The organism is Brevundimonas goettingensis (genome assembly GCF_017487405.1).
GTDB classification, from domain to species: Bacteria; Pseudomonadota; Alphaproteobacteria; order Caulobacterales; family Caulobacteraceae; genus Brevundimonas; species Brevundimonas goettingensis.
Genome location: NZ_CP062222.1, coordinates 619,035 through 637,189, shown reverse-complemented (window position 1 = coordinate 637,189; position 18,155 = coordinate 619,035). Strand labels below are relative to the sequence as shown.

15 protein-coding genes are annotated in these 18,155 nt (G+C 67.4%); 9 read left to right on the top strand and 6 right to left on the bottom strand.

Annotated features, from left to right (window positions below; translation table 11 throughout):
* Nucleotide 1 precedes the first annotated feature (1 nt).
* A complete protein-coding gene (locus IFJ75_RS03240) occupies nucleotides 2-805 on the top strand; it encodes an SDR family NAD(P)-dependent oxidoreductase (RefSeq protein WP_207871213.1) in 804 nt (267 codons plus the stop codon).
* Between the two features lie 304 nt (nucleotides 806-1,109).
* Complete coding sequence (locus IFJ75_RS03235) at nucleotides 1,110-3,329, top strand: TonB-dependent receptor (protein WP_207871212.1); 2,220 nt, start codon at nucleotides 1,110-1,112, stop codon at nucleotides 3,327-3,329.
* A gap of 124 nt (nucleotides 3,330-3,453) precedes the next feature.
* On the opposite strand, the gene IFJ75_RS03230 is transcribed toward IFJ75_RS03235, so the two are convergent.
* Nucleotides 3,454-4,233, bottom strand: a complete 780-nt coding sequence (locus IFJ75_RS03230) for a class II aldolase/adducin family protein (protein WP_207871210.1) — start codon at nucleotides 4,231-4,233, stop codon at nucleotides 3,454-3,456.
* A gap of 86 nt (nucleotides 4,234-4,319) precedes the next feature.
* Here IFJ75_RS03230 and IFJ75_RS03225 point away from each other — a divergent pair, with 86 nt between their 5' ends.
* From IFJ75_RS03225 to IFJ75_RS03200, 6 genes are all read left to right on the top strand, one after another.
* On the top strand, nucleotides 4,320-5,024 hold the full coding sequence (locus IFJ75_RS03225; RefSeq protein ID WP_207871209.1) for a Crp/Fnr family transcriptional regulator: 705 nt from the start codon (nucleotides 4,320-4,322) through the stop codon (nucleotides 5,022-5,024).
* An 87-nt stretch (nucleotides 5,025-5,111) separates the two neighbouring features.
* Nucleotides 5,112-6,527 carry a 3-isopropylmalate dehydratase large subunit gene (leuC, locus tag IFJ75_RS03220; protein ID WP_207871207.1) on the top strand — a complete coding sequence of 472 codons (1,416 nt, stop codon included), beginning with the start codon at nucleotides 5,112-5,114 and terminating at the stop codon, nucleotides 6,525-6,527.
* A gap of 2 nt (nucleotides 6,528-6,529) precedes the next feature.
* Nucleotides 6,530-7,156: a 3-isopropylmalate dehydratase small subunit gene (gene leuD, locus IFJ75_RS03215; RefSeq protein ID WP_207871205.1), complete on the top strand. Its 627-nt coding sequence runs from the start codon at nucleotides 6,530-6,532 to the stop codon at nucleotides 7,154-7,156.
* Nucleotides 7,157-7,183: 27 nt separating this feature from the next.
* Nucleotides 7,184-8,191 carry a phosphoglycerate dehydrogenase gene (locus tag IFJ75_RS03210; protein WP_207871203.1) on the top strand — a complete coding sequence of 336 codons (1,008 nt, stop codon included), beginning with the start codon at nucleotides 7,184-7,186 and terminating at the stop codon, nucleotides 8,189-8,191.
* The gene (locus IFJ75_RS03205) at nucleotides 8,172-9,068 is read left to right on the top strand and encodes an SDR family NAD(P)-dependent oxidoreductase (RefSeq protein ID WP_207871201.1); all 897 of its coding nucleotides are present in this window, start codon (nucleotides 8,172-8,174) and stop codon (nucleotides 9,066-9,068) included. Before IFJ75_RS03210 ends, IFJ75_RS03205 begins: the two co-directional genes overlap by 20 nt.
* Before the next feature lie 163 nt (nucleotides 9,069-9,231).
* Nucleotides 9,232-10,530 (top strand): CitMHS family transporter, encoded by a 1,299-nt coding sequence (locus tag IFJ75_RS03200; protein WP_207871198.1) that lies wholly within the window; start codon nucleotides 9,232-9,234, stop codon nucleotides 10,528-10,530.
* 4 nt (nucleotides 10,531-10,534) lie between these two features.
* Here the strand turns inward: IFJ75_RS03200 and IFJ75_RS03195 are convergent, their stop codons facing one another.
* The 3 genes from IFJ75_RS03195 to IFJ75_RS03185 all read right to left on the bottom strand — a co-directional run bounded on the left by IFJ75_RS03195 (nucleotide 10,535) and on the right by IFJ75_RS03185 (nucleotide 14,407).
* Nucleotides 10,535-11,662 carry an AbrB family transcriptional regulator gene (locus IFJ75_RS03195; RefSeq protein ID WP_207871196.1) on the bottom strand — a complete coding sequence of 376 codons (1,128 nt, stop codon included), beginning with the start codon at nucleotides 11,660-11,662 and terminating at the stop codon, nucleotides 10,535-10,537.
* A gap of 39 nt (nucleotides 11,663-11,701) precedes the next feature.
* On the bottom strand, nucleotides 11,702-13,432 hold the full coding sequence (locus tag IFJ75_RS03190; RefSeq protein ID WP_207871194.1) for an IlvD/Edd family dehydratase: 1,731 nt from the start codon (nucleotides 13,430-13,432) through the stop codon (nucleotides 11,702-11,704).
* A 120-nt stretch (nucleotides 13,433-13,552) separates the two neighbouring features.
* Nucleotides 13,553-14,407 (bottom strand): fumarylacetoacetate hydrolase family protein, encoded by an 855-nt coding sequence (locus IFJ75_RS03185; protein WP_207871192.1) that lies wholly within the window; start codon nucleotides 14,405-14,407, stop codon nucleotides 13,553-13,555.
* 196 nt (nucleotides 14,408-14,603) lie between these two features.
* On the opposite strand from IFJ75_RS03185, the gene IFJ75_RS03180 reads away from it, so the two are divergent.
* A complete protein-coding gene (locus IFJ75_RS03180; protein ID WP_207871190.1) occupies nucleotides 14,604-15,767 on the top strand; it encodes an alpha-hydroxy-acid oxidizing protein in 1,164 nt (387 codons plus the stop codon).
* Between the two features lie 61 nt (nucleotides 15,768-15,828).
* Here the strand turns inward: IFJ75_RS03180 and IFJ75_RS03175 are convergent, their stop codons facing one another.
* Together IFJ75_RS03175 and IFJ75_RS03170 are read right to left on the bottom strand one after the other, a co-directional pair.
* Entirely contained in the window at nucleotides 15,829-17,019 is a 1,191-nt protein-coding gene (locus tag IFJ75_RS03175) for a carboxymuconolactone decarboxylase family protein (protein WP_207871188.1), read from the bottom strand.
* 131 nt (nucleotides 17,020-17,150) lie between these two features.
* Entirely contained in the window at nucleotides 17,151-18,038 is an 888-nt protein-coding gene (locus IFJ75_RS03170) for a LysR family transcriptional regulator (RefSeq protein WP_207871185.1), read from the bottom strand.
* Between the last annotated feature and the right edge of the window lie 117 nt (nucleotides 18,039-18,155).

Here is an 18,155-nt window from a genome sequence, read left to right as displayed (position 1 = left end):
CATGGCGGGACGGCTGGCGCACAAGGTCGCGATTATCACCGGCGCCAGCCGTGGCCTGGGCGCCTGGTGCGCCGAGGGATTTGGAGCCGAGGGCGCGGCGGTCGTCATCGCCGCCCGGTCCAAAGGCGAGGAGCCGCACACCCTCGCCCACACGGCCGGCCGGGTCGAGGCGGCGGGCGGCGTGGCCTTTCCGGTCATCTGCGACGTCGCCGATCCGGCGTCGATCCAGGCCATGGTCGATGCGGTTCTCGATCGCTTCGGGCGCGTCGACATCCTGATGACCAACGCCGTCTACTATGCGCCGGGATCCTTCTCGACGATCAGCGCGGAGGACTGGGAGCGGCAGTTCCGGGTCAATGTGCACGGCGTCTTCCACGCCATTCGCGCCGTCCTGCCGTCGATGATCCAGAACCGGAGCGGAAACATCATCACCGTGTCCTCGGTCGCCGCCGAACGGATCAGCCACTATGGGGCCACCAAACGCGCCGTCGCCGGAATGACCGTGGGATTCGCCGAGGAACAGCGCGAGAACGGCATCGCGGTGAACGCCCTGCGCCCCGTCGCGGCGATCCGGACGCCGGGCTGGGAGGAGTCGCGACCGGCTGAAGTCCTGCAGACCCGGGCCCACCGGGTCTCGCCGCCGGACAGCTATGTCGAAGCGGCCGTTCTGCTGGCCATGCGGACCTCGGCCGAGTGCACCGGCCAGGCGCTCACGGACGCCGAGGTGATCAACCGCTTCGGCGCTCCGGAAAGTCTGGGACATTTCAAGGCGATGAACGCCCCGGTCTGGAGCGAGGGGCTCTGAGCCCCCTCGCCCGCCAAATGAAACGATAGAAAACTCGCATAAAGATCGGTACGGCGACGGTGTAAGCTGGTGGCGTCAGGGCCCGAATGCCGGGACCGCACGGCGATGCGTTCGCATTCGCAAGTATGAATTCCCGCTCGGCGCGAACGCCAAAGAATAGCGGAAGAAACCCTAAACAAAATATCGCCGATCGTTCGGTAACGGCTCGCGCGATGCACTTTCGCTATATTATCATGCCTTGAACAAAGTCGGGGGCGGGATACCGTTTCCGGAACCTCGGATAAACCGGGGACGGGAGGATAGAATGAAAGCTTGGCTCGGCCGCAAGGGCCTTATGCTGGGGGTGTCCGTGGTCGCGCTGGCAAGCGCGCCGGCGGCGGTTTGGGCGCAGAACGCGACGCCCGCCGCGCAGGACGCCCAGGCCACCACCGTCGATGACATCATCGTCTCGGCCCAACGGCGGGATCAGAACAAGCAGGACGTCCCGGTCACCGTTACCGTTCTGGGCGGCGAGCAGATCGACGAGGCCCGCATCCAGACGGTCCAGGACGTCGTGGGCCGGACCCCTGGCCTCCAGTTTGACGCCTATCCCGCCAGCGAACCCCGGCTTTCGGTGCGTGGGGTGTCGTCCTCCGACCGCGGCGCCGCCGGCGACCCCAGTTCTGCGGTCTTCGTCGACGAAGTCTATTACGGCCGCCCGGCCGCCATCAATTTCGACAGCTTCGACCTGCAGCGCATCGAGGTCCTGAAAGGCCCCCAGGGCACCCTGTTCGGCCGCAACGTCGTCGGCGGCGCGGTGAACGTCGTCACCAACCGCCCCGACCTCAACAGCTTCGAAGCCGCCGCCGAGGGTTCGCTGGGCAACTTCAACAGCCGCGACCTGGCCGGGATGATCAACCTCCCCTTCGCCGACGGCAAGGCGGCGGTGCGCATCGGCGTCAGCATCCACCAGCATGACGGCTATGTCGACCGCATTGTCGACGGCGGCAAAGAAGGCGAGGTCGACGATCAGGACTCGCAAAGCGCGCGCATCCAGCTGCGCGCCGAGCCTGTCGAGACCTTCCGCCTGAACCTGACCGTCGACTATGCCCGCGACCGCGCCAACGGCCCGTCCAACCGCGCCCTCTATGACGACGGCAGCGGTGCGCTGAGCGGCCTTTATGTCATCAACTGGGATCGCGACTTCAACAACTCGACCTTCGACGGACAACAGGACCGCGACACCTGGGGCGTTCGCGCCAAGGCCGAATGGGACCTGCCCTTCGCGACCCTGAGCTACCTCGGCGCCTATCGCGATCTCGACTACTTCGCCCTCTATGATTTCGACGGCTCGGCGACCCCGACCGGCCTGCCCGAAGGGCTCGGAGGCATCTCGGGCGGCACCGACGAGCAGAGCAAGATCGACAGCCATGAGCTGCAGTTGAAGTCCCTGCCCGACAGCACCCTGACCTGGGTTCTGGGCCTGTACCGCTACCACGGCGAGACCCGGCGGACCGCCTCGTCCCTGCTCGACTTCGAAGATCTTTTCGGCCTTGTCATCGACGAATACATCACCCAGGACAACGAAACCGTCTCGACCGCTGTCTATGGCGACATCACCTGGCCGGTCACAGAAAAGCTGAACGTCTTCGGCGGCGCCCGCTACACCCGCGACGAGAAGGACATCGTCTCGACGGGCCTCAGCAATGTGCCCGGCACCTTCAACGTCAACGACGAGTACACGAACGTGGCGGCAGGCGACGACTGGGGCGCGGCCACCTGGCGGATCGGCGCCGACTACCACTTCTCGCCGGACGTGATGGGCTACGGCTCGGTCTCGCGCGGCTTCAAGAGCGGCGGCTTCCAGGAAAGCCCGGGCGATTCGGCCGAGGCCGTGGTGCCCTACGATCCCGAGTTCATCACCAACTATGAGCTGGGGATCCGCACCCAGTTCCTCGACCGCACGGTGACCCTGAACGCCTCGGTCTATCTGGCCAACTACACCGATCTGCAGGTCCGGATTCCCTCGGGCACCGGCCTGAAGACCGCCAACGCCGGCGAGGCGCGCATCGAGGGTCTGGAAACCGAGTTCGGCTGGAACCCGGGCAACGGCTTCTCGGTCAATGCGACCTACGCCTACACCCACGCCCGCTTCACCGACTACACCACGATCGAGAGCGGCGTTTCGGTGGACTATTCCGGCAATCACCTGACCCGAATTCCGGATCACAAGTTCACCCTGTCGCCGGCCTATGCCTTCAACCTGGCCTCGGGCGCCGAGATCAAGGTGGCGGCCGACTACGTCTACGAAAGCAAGATCTACGACGACCAGAGCAATCTGCCGCCGGAGATCCGCGACCCCACGAGCTTCCTCGACGCCCGGGTCATCTACACCGATCCGATGGACCGCTGGTCCTTCTCGGTCTGGGGCAAGAACCTGACCGACGAGCAGACCAAGACCTATGAGGGCACCTTCGCCGGCGTGACCTTCGGGTCGTTCAACCCGCCGCCGACCTATGGGGTCACGCTGCGGTACAACTACTGAGCCGGCCCGAACCTGGCGTCTCCCCAGGGCCTTGCGCCGATGGAGACGGGACGTGCGTTTTCTTGTGACCACCGACCTCAAAATCCCGGACGACGCCCGTCGTCCGGGATTTCTCTTTGCCGCCTCAGTCGCGGTAGCCGGGGCTGACGCGGTCCAGACGGCGCAGCAGGGCCGGCCAGGCGATGCGGTCGGCCAAGGCGCCCATCGGACCCTTGGTCTGGCGCTCGACCGTTTCCGGAATCCCTTCAGGCGGCGGGTTGAGCCCGTCCCGGCCTGCGGCCAGCATCATCACCTGGGCCTCGCAGGCCCGCTCCAGGATGTACATGCGCAGGAAGGCCTGACCCACGGTCTCGCCGACCGTCAGGGTGCCGTGGTTTCTCAGGATCAGGGCGCTCTTGTCCCCCATGTCGGCGACGATGCGCTCGCGCTCCCCAAGGGCTTCGGCGATGCCTTCATGGTCGTGATAGGCGACGTCGTGGTGAGCGATCATGGCCGTCTGGGTGTGGGGCAGCAGCCCCTCCTTCATCGCCGAGACCGCCTGGCCGTGCGGGGTGTGGAGATGGATCACCGCATTGGCGTCCTCGCGCGCCATGTGGATGGCCGAATGGATGATGAAGCCCGCCGGATTGACCACCCCGCCCGGCGCGTCATCGACGATGTTCCCCTCGACGTCGATCTTGATCAGGTTCGAGGCGGTGATCTCGTCGAACATGTTGCGATAGTCGTTGATCAGGAAATGGTGCTCCGGCCCCGGAACCCGCGCCGACAGATGGGTGAAGATCAGATCGTCCCAGCCATAGAGGGCCACCAGCCGATAGGCGGCGGCGAGGTCGACACGTTGGGCCCACTCCTCGGGCGAGACGCGATCGCGAAGCGTGGGAACCGGTTTCAGCTGGGCCGTCATGTTTGTTTCTCCCTTGAGTTTCGCCGACGGTATCTCCAGACCGGAACCGAGATTGTCGCGTTCGCGACAATTGAGGGAGGCGCGCCATGTCTCTGACGGACGAACAGAGGGCCGCAATGGCGACGGACGGCTGGTTCGGCGCCCTGCCCGCGCCTCGCCGGGCGCTGCTGCTCGACCAGGCCACGCCCCTGCGCCTGGCCGACGGCGCGCGTCTGTATGGGGCCGGCGATCCGCCCAATGGCCTGTGGGCCGTGGTCGAGGGGCAGGTCCGGCTCATGGCCTATCCCACCAGCGGGTCCGAGGTGGTCATCCGGCGTCTGGGTCCTGGCAGTTGGTGCGGCGAACTCTCCACCCTGGACGACGGGCCCAGACCCCAGGATGCGATCGCCTTTGGCCCCACCCTGGCGCTCAACATCCCGCAATCCAGGTTTGTGCGGCTGGCGGAGGCCGAACCCGCGCTCTGGCGGAATCTCGCTCTGCTCGGTTGCGCCCATCAGCGCGAGTCCCTGAACTTCATCGGCCAGCGCGTGGTGCAGCCGCCGCCCGTGCGTCTCGCTAAGGCCCTGCTGAACGCGGCGGCGAACACCGGCTCTGGGGCCCCGGCGCTGCGGCAGGCTGAGCTGGCGGTTCTGGTCGGGGTCAGCCGGCAGACGCTGAACCGCTATCTCAAGGCTCTGGAGCGCGACGGCCTGGTACGCGCGGAATACGGCCGCGTCGCTATTCTGGACGCCGAACGCCTGACCCTTTTGAGCCGCCGGAACGAGCCTCAGGCCCTGCCCGTTGGCCTATGATTCCATTTGGCCTTTGCATGCAGCAGCCCCGCTTCGTCCGCTAACTTCGGACGGCTCCTGATCGGGGGAGCGACAAGGACGCTCCGGTTGCGGCAGTCACGAACGCTCTACGACAAACTCGTCGACGACCACCGCGTTCGCAGTTTCGACGCGGCCGACAGCGCTCTGCTGCTCTATGTCGACCGGACGGTGCTCAACGAATACACCAGCCCCCAGGCCTTCACCGGTCTGCGCGAGGCCGGGCGATCGGTCTGGCGGCCCGAAGCGGCGCTCGGCGTGGTCGATCACGTCAACCCCACCGCCGCCCGCCGCGTCCGCGCCATGCCCGACCCGGGCGGGCAGAAGCAGACGGACTATTTTCACGAGAACTGCCGCGACTTCGGCATCGAGCTCTACGACATCCTGCATCCGCTGCAGGGGATCGAACACGTCGTCATGACAGAGACGGGCCGCGTCCTCCCGGGGATGGTGATCGCGGCGGGCGATTCCCACACCACGACCTATGGCGCGCTCGGAGCGCTCGGCTTCGGCATCGGAACCTCGGACATCGAGCATTATCTGGCGACCCAGACCGTGACCTACAGCCGGCTTCAGACCCTCAGGGTCGAGGTGACCGGCGCCCTCGGTCCCGGCGTCGCGCCCAAGGACGTCGTCATGGCCCTGATCCGCGAAATCGGAGCGGCGGGCGCGACGGGGTTCGCGATCGAGTTCTGCGGCGCGGTGATCGAGGCCATGAGCGTCGAAGGCCGTATGACCATCTGCAACATGGCCGTCGAATGCGGCGCGCGCGGCGCCCTGGTCGCGCCCGACGACAAGGTGTTCGCCTATCTGAAGGACAAGACGGGCCTCACGGCTGAGGCCTGGCGGGATGCGGTCGCGGTCTGGCGAACCCTGAGGAGCGATCCCGACGCCCTGTTCGACCGTACAGTGATCCTGGACGGCGCCCGGATCGAGCCCATGGTGACCTGGGGGACCAGTCCGGATCAGGCCCTGCCCATCGGCGCCGTGGTTCCGGACCCCGAAGCCGAGCCCGATGACGCCGTTCGCCGCGATCTGAAGCGGGCGCTGGACTATATGGGCCTGACGGCGGGCATGCCGCTGGAAGCCGTCGCCATCGACCGCGCCTTCATCGGCTCGTGCACCAACGCCCGCATAGAAGACCTGCGTGAGGCGGCTGACGTCCTGCGCGGCCGACGCATCGCCGAGGGCGTCCGGGGCATGGTCGTGCCCGGGTCGAGCGCGGTGAAGCGCCAGGCGGAAAGCGAAGGTCTGGACAAGATCTTCAGCGAGGCCGGCTTCGAGTGGCGCCAGTCGGGGTGCTCCATGTGTCTGGCCATGAACGACGACGTCCTGGCTCCCGGCGAACGCTGCGCCTCCAGCACCAATCGCAATTTCGAGGGGCGGCAGGGCCTCGGCGGCCGCACCCATCTGATGAGCCCGGCCATGGTGGCGGCGGCGGCGATTGCGGGGCGGCTGACTGACAGCCGACGACTGGACCGGTGACCATGGAGTCCTTTTCGATCGTCTCCGGGACGGCGGCGCCCCTGCCCGCCGCCAACCTCGACACCGACGTCATCATGCCCAAGCGTTATCTGAAGGGCGTGGATCGCGAAGGCCTGGCGATCGGCGTCCTGCATGAGCTGCGGTTCGACGCGGATGGCCGCCCCGACCCGGCCTTCATCCTGAACCAGCCCGGCTGGACCGATGCCGCCTTCCTCGTCGTCGGCCCGAATTTCGGCTGTGGCTCGAGCCGCGAGCATGCCGTCTGGGGCCTGCGTCAGCTTGGGATCCGCGCCCTGATCGGCACCACCTACGCCGGCATTTTCTACGACAACTGCGCCCGCAACGGGCTGCTGGCCGTGACCCTGTCGCCCGAGGAGATCGCGAGCCTTCTGGTCCTGGTCTCGGACGCCGCCCGCAACCGCCTGACCATCGACCTCCCCGCCCAGACCCTGACCACCGCCGACGGCGAAATTCACTTCAACATCGACGCGAATCTCAAGCTCAGGCTCATTGAGGATCTGGACGGGGTCGGGGCGACTCTGAAAGACGCCGACCGGATCCGCGCCTTCGAAGCCGCCTATCACGCCGAGCGCCCCTGGTTGGCCAGCGGGCGTCGCTCCAGCTATTGACTGTCACCGGCCAAACAGAGAGCCCGAATGTCCGCTTCCCGCCATCGCGTCGTCGTCACGCAGCGCTTCTTCGACGAGGCCACGATCGCCTATCTGGAAGACAACGGCTGCGAGGTGGCGATCGTCGATCTCGCGCCCGGGACGGCGGACGGGGACCTGAGTCACGACCAGCTGGTCCATCTGCTGGCGGACGCGGACGGCTGGATCGTCGGTCATGCCCGGGTCACCCGCGCCCTGCTCGAGGCCCTGCCCCGCCTGCAGATCATCTCGCGTCGAGGCGTGGGCTATGAGCGGGTCGATCTGGACGCCGCCCGGGACCTCGGCCGGGTCGTGGCCATCGGCGCGGGCGGCAATGACGCCTCCGTCGCGGACCACACCATCGGGATGATGCTGGCCATCGCCAAGCGGTTGCGGGAATCCCAGGCCAATATGCAGGCCGGCAAATGGAGCATCCTCACCGGCTCGGATCTCTATGAGAAGACCGTCGGGGTCATCGGCCTGGGGCGGATCGGCAAGAGCCTGGTCAAACGTTTGGGCGGGTTTGACGCCCGCGTCCTGGCCGTCACGGCCGATCCCGATCCGGCCTATGCCGCGGCGACGGGCGTCGAATATGTCGATCTGGACCGGCTGCTGGCCGAGAGCGACTACATCTCCCTTCACGCCCCGCTGACGGCCGAGACCCGCTATCTGATCAACGCCGAAGCCCTGGCCCGGATGAAGCCGGGCGCCATCCTGATCAACGCCGCGCGCGGCGGCCTGGTCCAGGACGCCGATCTTCTGGAGGCCCTGCGGTCCGGACATCTGGCCGGGGCCGGCCTTGACGTCTTCGTCAGCGAGAGCGATCCGGCCTTCATGGAGGTCACCAACGCCTTGCTCGCCCTGCCCAATGTCGTGGCCACGCCGCACGCCGCCGCGTCCTCGCGCGAAGGGCTGAACCGGACGAACCGGATCGCGGCCGAGTCCGTGGTTGCGGTCTTGTCAGGGGGCGAGCCCGCCCCGGGCTGTGTGGTGGCCGATGGCCGAACGGGAAGGTGACGACGTGGCGGATGACGCGACGGATTGGGCGGGCCTGACAGTCTGGATCACCGGCGCCTCGTCCGGTATCGGCGAGGCCTTGGCGCGGGAGGCGGCGGCGCGCGGCGCGGCCCTGATCCTGTCCGGGCGTCGGGTCGAGGCCCTGGACAGGGTCGCGCGCGACATCGCCGGGGATGCGCTGGTTCTGCCGTTCGAAGCCACCGACTACGACGCCCTGCCCTACGTGGTCGAGGCCGCCCTCGCCTGGCGCGGCGGCGTCGACCTCTTGATCAACAACGCCGGCGTCAGCCAGCGCAGCCTGGCCGTCGACACTCGATTCGAGGTCTATCGCGACCTGATGGAGATCGACTTCTTCGCTCCGCTGCGTCTGACCCAGCTGGTGCTGCCGGACATGATCGCCAAGGGGCGTGGCCATGTGGCGGTGATCAGTTCCGTCGCCGGCAAGGTCGGGACGCCGCTGCGCACCGGCTACAGCGCCGCCAAACACGCCTGCATCGGCTATTTCGACGCCCTGCGCGCCGAGCTGGAGGCCTCCTGCGGCGTTCGGGTCACCACTATCATGCCGGGCTATGTCCAGACGAATGTCTCGGCGAACGCCCTGACCGGCGACGGTTCGCCCCTGGGGACCACCGACGGCAATATCGCGGCGGGCATCGACCCCGCCGTCGCGGCCAAGGTCATTGTGGACGGTCTGGCCGCCGGTGCGCGGGAAATCGTGATCGCCGGCGAGCAGGAATCCCAGGCCCTGACCCTTCGCGCCAATGCGCCGGAGCTGCTGTTCGACATCCTGTCCGGCGAGGGCGCACGCCTGATGGCCGCGCGCGGGAGCGACGGCCCGAACGCCACCCTGTCGGCGGATCTGGTGACCAAAGCCTAGACCTTTGGCAGCCGTCGCCATGCAAAACCCGAATGGATAGATCAGGGCCGTAAGGGGCGCTTAGAACGCCGCCATGGCCTAGGTTGAGGGATCGGCGCGAGCGAAACGAAACTCGTTCAGACGCGCCCGAACAACGAAAAGACCATACCGAGGGACGGAAGACATGCTGGCGCTACTGGGCTTTGCCACCATCGGGCTGTTCATCGCCCTGGTCATGACCAACCGCCTGTCGGCGGTGGCGGCCCTGATCCTGATCCCCGTGGTGTTCGGCCTGCTGGGCGGCTTCGGCTTCGGCCTGGGCGAGATGATGGTCAAGGGCATCATCCAGACCGCACCGACCGCAGTGATGCTGGTCTTTGCCCTGCTCTACTTCCTTATCATGTATGAGGCCGGCCTGTTCGAGCCCTTCATCAACGGCATTCTGAAGCTGGTCGGCGACGATCCGGTCAAGATCGTGGTGGGGACGGCGGTGCTGGTCATGATCGTCGGCTTCGACGGCGACGGCGCCACGGCGGTCCTGATCACCATCAGCTCGATGTATCCAATCTATCGCCGGGTCGGCATCAACCCCCTGATCATCGCCCTGATGCTGGGGCTCATCAATCCGCTGATGAACTGGCTGCCCTGGGGCGGACCGGCGGCGCGCGCCGCGATCTCGCTGAAGGTCGATGTCGCCGATATCGTGGGGCCGATGATCCCGGCCCTGATCATCTCGCTCGTGGCGACCCTGATCTTCGCCTACTACCTCGGCCTGTCGGAGCGTCGTCGCCTCGCCGGACTGGCCGTGGCGTCGGGGCCGGAGCTGGAGGAACACGACCTCCTCCCGCGCGAGCGCAAGGTCATCACGCCGCGGAACTTCTGGTTCAACCTGCTGCTGACCGTCGGGATGATGGGCAGTCTGGCGGCCGGGCTGGCGCCCCTGCCCGCCCTCGTGATGGTCGGCTTCGCGATCGCCGTGACGGTCAATCTGCCCAACATCAAGGAACAGCAGGAACGGCTGAAGCCGCACGGCGCGACCGTGATGATGCTGGTCACCCTCGTGCTGGCCGCAGGCGCCTTTACGGGCATTCTGGACGAGACCGGCATGGTCAAGGCCATGGCCGACAGCCTGATCTCCGTCGTGCCCGAAAGCTGGGGGCCCTTCTTCGGCTATATCTCGGCCCTGCTCAGCATGCCCTTGCTGATCATCCTGTCGACCGACGCCTTCTACTTCGGCGTCCTGCCGATCCTGGGCCACACCGGCGCGGCCCATGGCGTGGCGCCGGAGGTCATCGCCCGCGCCGGCCTGATCGGCATGCCGATGCATTCGCTGAGCCCGCTGATCGCGCCGATCTATTTCGTGGCCAGTCTGCTGAGGACGGATGTCGGGTCGCTGCAACGGTTCGCCTGGCCCTGGACCATCGCCCTGTCCTTCGTCGCCCTGATCGCCGCCGCGCTGACCGGGGCCATCCCCTTCCCCTGAGACCTCAGAGGACGGCGTCGACGTCGTCGGCCAGTTTCGCGGCGGGATCCTGCGGCCGGTCGACCGTCTTCTGGTGGTGGCCGGAAGCGAGGCGGCCCAGCCCCGGGGCGACGCCGATGACCAGGACCAGCCGCGTCAGCTGCATCGCCAGGATCAGCGGCAGGTCCACGGCGATATTGGCCGCCATGGCCAGCACCACATCCGTGCCGCCGGGGTTCAACGCCATATAGGCGGTCAGGAAGCTGACATCTCCCACCCAGGCCAGAACTAGGCCCAGCACCGCGCACAGGGCCAGGATGGCGACGCTGCAGGCCAGGATGCGCGGCGCGAGGCGCGCTGTGTGCATCAGGGAGGCGCGGGTGAAGCTGAGCCCCACATGCCAGCCGATCAGGGCGAAGGCGATGGCCGAGAGAATGGGCGGAACGGCCGGCGCCGGCCAGTGGGCCACCTGCACCGCGATGCCCCCGAAGACCGGGATCAGCAGCACCAGAGCGGGCTTGCCCCAGCGCAGCGAGGCCCCGACGGCGGCGGCCGACAGGGCGACGGTCATACCCAGTCCCGCCCAGTCGATCGGGGCGAGCCAAGGCGTGGATGGACCTCCCGGCAAGGCAATGGCCGGGGGACCGAAGTGGGGCTGGCCCAGCAGGGACCCGATCGCCACCACCGCCAGGGCGGCACAGAGCAGCCGGACATACTGCATCACCGCCACGATCCGCTTGTCGGCGCCATAGGCCTCGGACAGCAGCACCATCGCCCCGGCGCCGCCCGGGGACATGCCCCAGATTCCGGCGGTGCCCGGCAGCCACCCGAACCGCGCCGTCAGCAGGCCGAGCCCGGCGATCGCGAGAATCATCAGAAGGTTCATGCCCAGCATCAGCGGCCAGCGCGGGGCCAGATCCGCGAGCAGAGGGGGCGACAGGGCGTGGGCGATGAGACAGCCCAGCACGGCCTGGGCGAGGACGGTCGCGCCCTTCGGCAGCCGCGCGCCCGGCTTCAGGATCGCGACAGCTATGGCCGAGATCATCGGCCCCAGCATCAGGGCGGCGGGCAGATGCAGGAGCCGCATCGCTCCGGTCAGGAAAAGGGTCAGGCCGACGAGGGCCGCCCAGGACAGACCGAGGCTACGGGTCATTCACGTCATCTCCATCGGGTCCGGCTTCGGCTCGGGTCGTCAGTGCTGGTTCGCCGGGGGTTCGCTGCCGGACTTGCCGACCAGGAAGTCCAGATCCGCCCCGTCGTGCGCCTGGTTGACGGTGTCGGTGTAGAGTTTGACCCAGCCCCGGGGGCTGTGCGGTGCGGGTCTGGCCCATTCGGCCAGACGCTGCTCGATCTCCTCGGCCGGAACCTTGAGTTCAAGGCGGCGCGCGGCGACGTCCAGCTCGACCAGATCGCCGTCCTGCACCACCGCCAGCACCCCGCCCACGGCCGATTCCGGCGAGACGTGAAGCACCACCGTACCGAAGGAGGTGCCGCTCATGCGCGCGTCGGACACGCGCACGATATCGCTGACGCCCTCTCGCAGCAGCTTGGCCGGCACGCGCATGATCCCGACCTCGGGCATGCCGGGAAAGCCCTTCGGCCCGCTGTTCTTGAGCACGAGGACAGAGGCGGCCGTGACCTTCAGCGACGGATCGTCGACGCGGGCCTCGAAATCCTCCTGGTTCTCGAACACCAAGGCGGGGCCGGTGTGGGTCAGCAGGTGCGGCGAGGCGGCCGACGGCTTGATGACTGCGCCCGAGGCCGCGAGGTTGCCCTTCAGCACGGCGATGCCGGTGTTAGGCTTGAAAGGTTGGGCCACGCTGAAGATGACCTCGGGATTGAAGCAGCGCGCCTCGGCGTTGTTCTCGGCCAGGGTCTTGCCGGTGCAGGTCAGGGCGTCACCGTGCAGCAGGCCGGACTCGCACAGGTCGCGGATGATCACCGGCAGGCCGCCGGCCTCGTGGAAGTCCTGCATCAGATAGTCGCCGGACGGCTGGATGTTCAGCAGGTTCGGGATGTTGCGGCTCTGGACGTCCCAGTCGTCGATGTCCAGCGGCACTTCAAGGCGACGAGCCACGGCGGTCAGATGGATGACGGCGTTGGTCGACCCGCCAACGGCGGCATTGACGCGCACGGCGTTCTCGATCGCCTCGCGGGTAACGATCTTTGTCATCGTCAGATCCTCGCGGACCATGTCGACGATGCGGCGGCCGACCATTCGGGCCATGACCTTGCGACGCGCATCCACCGCCGGAATTGTGGCGTTGTCAGGCAGCGACAGGCCCATCGCCTCGACGATAGAAGCCATGGTCGAGGCCGTGCCCATGACGTTGCAGACGCCGTGCGACCGGTTCAGGCAGCTTTCGGCGTCCTCGACGTCGCCGATGGTCGCGCGGCCCTCGCGCACGTCGTCGCCCAGTTTCCATGCGTCCTTGATGCCGAACGGCTTGCCGCGCCATGAGCCGTTCAGCATCGGGCCGGAGTTCAGGCCGATGGTCGGCAGGTCGACGCTGGCGGCCCCCATCAGAAGCGCCGGGGTGGTCTTGTCGCAGCCCATCAGCAGGACAACGCCGTCGATGGGATTGGCGCGCAGGGTCTCCTCGACATCCATACTGGTCAGGTTGCGCAGCAGCATGGCGGTCGGTCGGGTCAGGGTCTCGCCGGGCGAGGTGACCGGGAACTCCATCGGCACGCCGCCGGCCTCCAGGACGCCCTCGCGGACATACTGGGCCAGATCCCGGAAGTGGGAGTTGCAGGGCGTCAGCTCGGACCAGGTGTTGCAGATGCCGATGACGGGACGGCCGTCAAAATGATCGCCCGGGACGCCCCGGCTGCGCACCCAGGCGCGGTGGACGAAGCCCTTGGGGCCCCGGCCGCCGAACCAGTCCTGCGAACGGAGTCCGGGTTTCTTGCTGTCCGACATAGTACGCTTCCTCGATGATCTTCTTGTCTTGAGGGCGTTCATATCGAGGGCCGTCGGCCCGATGAACGCTTGAAACCATGCGTCAAACGTTGGGAGGCGCTCCCCTCGGCGAGGCCGTTTTCAGGCGCGGATTTCCTGCACGACCCGGTTGACCAGGGTCCCCAGACCCTCGATCTCGACCACCGCCTCATCGCCGGGCTTGAGCCAGAGATAGGGCTTGCGAGAGGCCCCTACCCCGCCAGGGGTGCCGGAGATGATGATATCGCCCGGCTCCAGGGTCATGGCTTCCGACAGGACGGAGACCAGGGTGGCGATGTCGAAGATCATGTCGTCGATCGAGGCGCTCTGCAGCAGCTCGCCGTTGACCTTCATGGTCAGGGTCATGCCCTTGCAGCCCTCGGGCAGTTCGTCGGCGGTGACCAGGGCGGGACCCACGGCGCCGGTGCCGTCCCAGACCTTGCCCATGGTCCATTGCGGCGACTTGATCTGATAGTCCCGCACCGAGGCGTCGTTGCACAGGGTATAGCCCACGACGTGATCCAGGGCCTCAGCCTTCGAGATATGCCGCCCGCCCTTGCCGATGACGGCGACCAGTTCGGCCTCATAGTCGAACATGTCCGAGGCGTCCGGCCGCACCAGAGGCGCGCCGTGCCCGATCAGGCTGTTGGCGAACCGGGCGAAGACCGTCGGATAGGTCGGGGCCTCGAAGCCGCTCTCGGCGCTGTGGTCGAGATAATTCAGGCCGATGCAGATGGTCTTGTTCGGCCGGGGCACGGGCGGAAGCAGATCGACCGTCTCCAGATCCACCAAAGGGGCCTGCGCCAGCCGCAGGGCCAGTCCGGCAAGGGCCTTGGTGTCGCCGAGGAAAGCCTTCAGCTCGCCGCCGAGATCAGCGGTGGACAGGCCGCGATAGCCGCCGTCCGTCCAGAGCCCCACGCCTTCGCCCGCCGCGCTGCTGTAGCTGATGAACCGCATGAACCGTCCTCCCGTCCTGGCCGTATCGCCGACCATCACGACGGCGGCCTCGCAGCTTTGGGAGGGCGCGGCCAATAGCATGATCGAATGAAATCATGCCCCCTGACCGGCGGGTCTTGGCTTGTGGAGCGGCATGGAGAAGAACCGTCGAACGACACCGGCGGACGCAGAGCCGCGGATCCCCACGGAGGAAACGATGGCCCACTACGGAGACTTTCAGCTCGAGATCTATTTCGGCGGCCTGCACGGGGTCTTGCCGAAGTATCCGGTCGATTTCGCGGGGCTGGAGCGGCGCGCCGAGGCGGCCATGGCGCCGTCCCTGCTGAAGTACGTCCAGGGCGGCTGCGGCGACGAGCTGACCCAGCGCCGAAATGCCGAGGCCTTCGGCCATTGGGGCCTGGTCCCTCGCATGATGGTCGATTGCTCCGCGCGCGACCTGTCGGTCGATCTGTTCGGGATGAAGCTTCCCAGCCCGTTGTTCATGGCCCCGATCGGAGTGACCGGCCTGTGCACCCAGGACGGCCACGGCGACCTGGCCGCCGCCCGCGCCGCAGCCCAGACCGGTGTGCCGCTCGTGGTCTCGACCCTGACCAACGACCCGCTGGAGGACGTCGCCGCCGCCATGGGCGACACCCCGGGCCTGTTCCAGCTCTACACGCCCAAGGATCCCGAACTCGCCGCCAGCCTGGTCGGGCGCGCCGAGGCCGCCGGCTACAAGGCCATCGTCGTCACCCTGGACACCTGGGTCACCGGCTGGCGGCCGCGCGACCTGAACGAGTCCAACTTTCCGCAACTGCGCGGACACGTGCTGTCGAACTACTGGTCCGATCCGCGCTTCCGTCAGATGACCGCCAAGCCGCCGGAGGAGGACGTCGCGGGTGCCGTCATGACCTGGGCCGGGACCTTCGGAAAGGTCCTGACCTGGGACGACATGCCCTGGCTGAGGTCGCTGACCAAACTGCCCATCATCCTCAAGGGCATCTGCCATCCGGACGACGTCCGCCGCGCCGCCGATGCGGGCGCGGACGGGATCTATTGTTCGAACCACGGCGGGCGTCAGGCCAACGGCGGCATGGCCGCGATCGACCTTCTGCCCGATGTCGTGGCGGCCGCCGGCGACATGCCGGTGCTGTTCGATTCCGGCATCCGGTCCGGCAGCGACGTCGCCAAGGCCCTGGCTCTCGGCGCGACGGCCGTCGGGGTCGGTCGTCCCTATTCCTACGGTCTGGCGCTCGGCGGGACCGAGGGCGCGGTCCACGTCCTGCGCTCACTGCTGGCCGAGGCCGACCTCCTGATGGCCGTGGACGGCTTCCCCGACATCGCGGCCCTGCGCGCCGCCGGCGCCGTCCGCATGGGCTGAGGCCTGAAACGCAAAAGCCGCACGACCGGGGTCGTGCGGCTTTCAACGGCAGCCTGGCGGTTCAGCGCTGCTGATTGACCCGCAGCGGCTCCAGCTCGGGCAGGAAGCCGAGGGTATTGGCCTCCAGGGTCGTGCCGAAATTCCGGGCGACGCAGGACTGCAGGATGTAGAGCCCATAGACCAGGATCAGGTCGGTCATGCCTTCGGGTCCGAACTGGTCGAACTGGCCCCAGGTCTCGTCCGACAGGCGATCCGAGAAATAGAGCTCGTCGACGGCCTTCACCACGACACGATCAAAGCCCTGCAGACGGGTGCTGTCCGGCCCCTCCGCGACCCCGTGAAGGTCCTCGTCCGTGACGCCCAGCTGCAGGATCGCCTTGCGATGCTGGGACCACAGATACTCGCTGTCGCACAGCCAGACCGTCCGCATACAGGCCAACTGCCAGTACCGCGGCGGCAGGGAGGTCTTGTCGATCGACCGGATGCCGAAGGGCGAGATCGCCTTCAGGAACTCCGGATAGTTGATCATCGCCTTTTGCAGCTTCGAGGTTGTCGGCAGGCCCCGACGGCCCATCCGGCGCGTCTGCTCGATCTGGGCCGGTGACAGGGCCGTATAGTCCGCCTCCATGACCCGCTTGGGATAGGGGCTGGGAGCGACGCCCGACCAGCCGCCGATCTCGCCCGAGGCCTGGACGGCCTGCAGCTCTCCGGAATAGCCGGTCAGGCCCTCGTCCAGCTGGACCCCGGTCGTGTTCGCGAAGGCGCTCAGGGTCACATAGAAGGAATAGGTGGTCATCAGGTCCATCGCGGCGTTGGGGCCGAGATGGTCGAAGCCAGTCCAGGCCTCGTCGGACAGGTAGTGGGTCGTGTGCATCTGATCGATCGCCTCGACCGCCAGCCGATCCAGCCCCTCCAGCCCCGCTCCGCCGAGCGCGATCCGTTGAATTTCGTCTTCCGTGACTCCGAGAACGAGCGCCTCGTCGCGATGCGTCGCCCACAGGTACTCGCAGTCGCACAGCCAGACGGTCCTCAGACAAGCCAGCTGATAGAGGCGCGGCGTCAGATCGCCGGTCAGCGTCACCCGGGTCGACATCCGCCCGATCGCCCGCGCGAACTCCGGATAGTTCAGCATGGTCCGCATCAGGTTCGGGGCTTCGGCGGTGCCGAATGGGCCCATCTTCAGGCTGATGTGGGCTTGGCGCGGCGAAAGGGCCGCGTGGTCTGCCGGGGCAACCCGCATCGGATGGGGCATCGAAATCTCCTGGTCTGGGCGCCGTCGCACACGGCCGCGCCCGTGATTGGCGCAGGTCGAGCGGCGGGGCCAATGCAGGCTTCACATGGTTGGATGCACGCCCTGTATCGTGGGCAGGACCGCGTCTCGCCTCAGGTCGCCATCGATTTCAGGACCCGTGACCACAGCTGCTCCGCAGCCGGCGCCTGCCGGGCCTTGGGCCGCCACAGGCGGATTTCGATCGGCACATCGTCTTCGGCCGTGCCGGCCCGCACCAGCTTGCCCGAGGCCAGATCGTCCTCGACCAGGCTCAGGGCCGTCCAGGCGATGCCCCGGTCGTCCTTGGCCATGGCGGTCAGCACACTGGCCAGATGCGAGGCGAAGATCGGCTGGACCGGCGCGGGCCGCCCGCCCGCCGCCCAAGCCGCGGTCAGGATGCGTCCCATCCCGGAATCCGCTGTGAAGCAGAGCTGGGGTGCATTGGCCAGGTCGGTCGTCCGGGCCAGCCGCGGAGACATGACCGGCAGCAGCACGTCGTCGCCCAGCTTCACCGAGCGGAAGTCGGCGCCCAGACGGGTGCTCGCCGCCTCGTGGTGATGGCACAGCAGGAACTGCACCCGCCCCTCGACCATCAGCCGTTCGCAGGCGACCATATTGTCCGCCGTCAGGGTGACCGTGACGCTGGCGGGCTCCCCGGCCTCAAGCTCGCGCAGCCAGGCGGGAAAGAAGGTCAGGGACAGGACGTGAGTGGCGGCGAAACGCAGGGTCTCCGACGCGGTCTTGGCGACCGACCGGGCTTCCTCGCGTCCGAATTGCAGCCGACGCAGCGCCTCTTCGGCGAAGACCCTGAACCGTTCGCCGGCCGGAGTGAGCCGCATCGTATGGGTGCTGCGGTCGACCAGAGTGGCCCCGACCCAGTCCTCGAGCGAGCGTATCCGGCGGCTGAAACTGGGCTGACTGACGTTCCGCTGCTCCGCCGCGCGCGAGAAACCGCCGCAATCGACAAGGGCCAGAAAGTCCTCAAGCCAGTCAGTATCCATACCGCTCGTCTGTCCCGAACCGCCGCCGTTTGCAACTGAAACCTGAGCCCGCGGACGTCGGTCAGGCACGCAGATCGGCCGGCCCGCGATGCGGACCGGCCGAGGTCGATATCGTCC

Excerpts from the sequence above, each read along its gene's own strand:
- IFJ75_RS03240 (WP_207871213.1), top strand. The coding sequence starts at position 2 with ATGGCGGGACGGCTGGCGCACAAGGTCGCGATTATCACCGGCGCCAGC.
- IFJ75_RS03235 (WP_207871212.1), top strand. The coding sequence starts at position 1,110 with ATGAAAGCTTGGCTCGGCCGCAAGGGCCTTATGCTGGGGGTGTCCGTG.
- IFJ75_RS03230 (WP_207871210.1), bottom strand. The coding sequence starts at position 4,233 with ATGACGGCCCAGCTGAAACCGGTTCCCACGCTTCGCGATCGCGTCTCG.
- IFJ75_RS03225 (WP_207871209.1), top strand. The coding sequence starts at position 4,320 with ATGTCTCTGACGGACGAACAGAGGGCCGCAATGGCGACGGACGGCTGG.
- leuD (WP_207871205.1), top strand. The coding sequence starts at position 6,530 with ATGGAGTCCTTTTCGATCGTCTCCGGGACGGCGGCGCCCCTGCCCGCC.
- IFJ75_RS03210 (WP_207871203.1), top strand. The coding sequence starts at position 7,184 with ATGTCCGCTTCCCGCCATCGCGTCGTCGTCACGCAGCGCTTCTTCGAC.
- IFJ75_RS03205 (WP_207871201.1), top strand. The coding sequence starts at position 8,172 with ATGGCCGAACGGGAAGGTGACGACGTGGCGGATGACGCGACGGATTGG.
- IFJ75_RS03200 (WP_207871198.1), top strand. The coding sequence starts at position 9,232 with ATGCTGGCGCTACTGGGCTTTGCCACCATCGGGCTGTTCATCGCCCTG.
- IFJ75_RS03195 (WP_207871196.1), bottom strand. The coding sequence starts at position 11,662 with ATGACCCGTAGCCTCGGTCTGTCCTGGGCGGCCCTCGTCGGCCTGACC.
- IFJ75_RS03190 (WP_207871194.1), bottom strand. The coding sequence starts at position 13,432 with ATGTCGGACAGCAAGAAACCCGGACTCCGTTCGCAGGACTGGTTCGGC.
- IFJ75_RS03185 (WP_207871192.1), bottom strand. The coding sequence starts at position 14,407 with ATGCGGTTCATCAGCTACAGCAGCGCGGCGGGCGAAGGCGTGGGGCTC.
- IFJ75_RS03180 (WP_207871190.1), top strand. The coding sequence starts at position 14,604 with ATGGCCCACTACGGAGACTTTCAGCTCGAGATCTATTTCGGCGGCCTG.
- IFJ75_RS03175 (WP_207871188.1), bottom strand. The coding sequence starts at position 17,019 with ATGCCCCATCCGATGCGGGTTGCCCCGGCAGACCACGCGGCCCTTTCG.
- IFJ75_RS03170 (WP_207871185.1), bottom strand. The coding sequence starts at position 18,038 with ATGGATACTGACTGGCTTGAGGACTTTCTGGCCCTTGTCGATTGCGGC.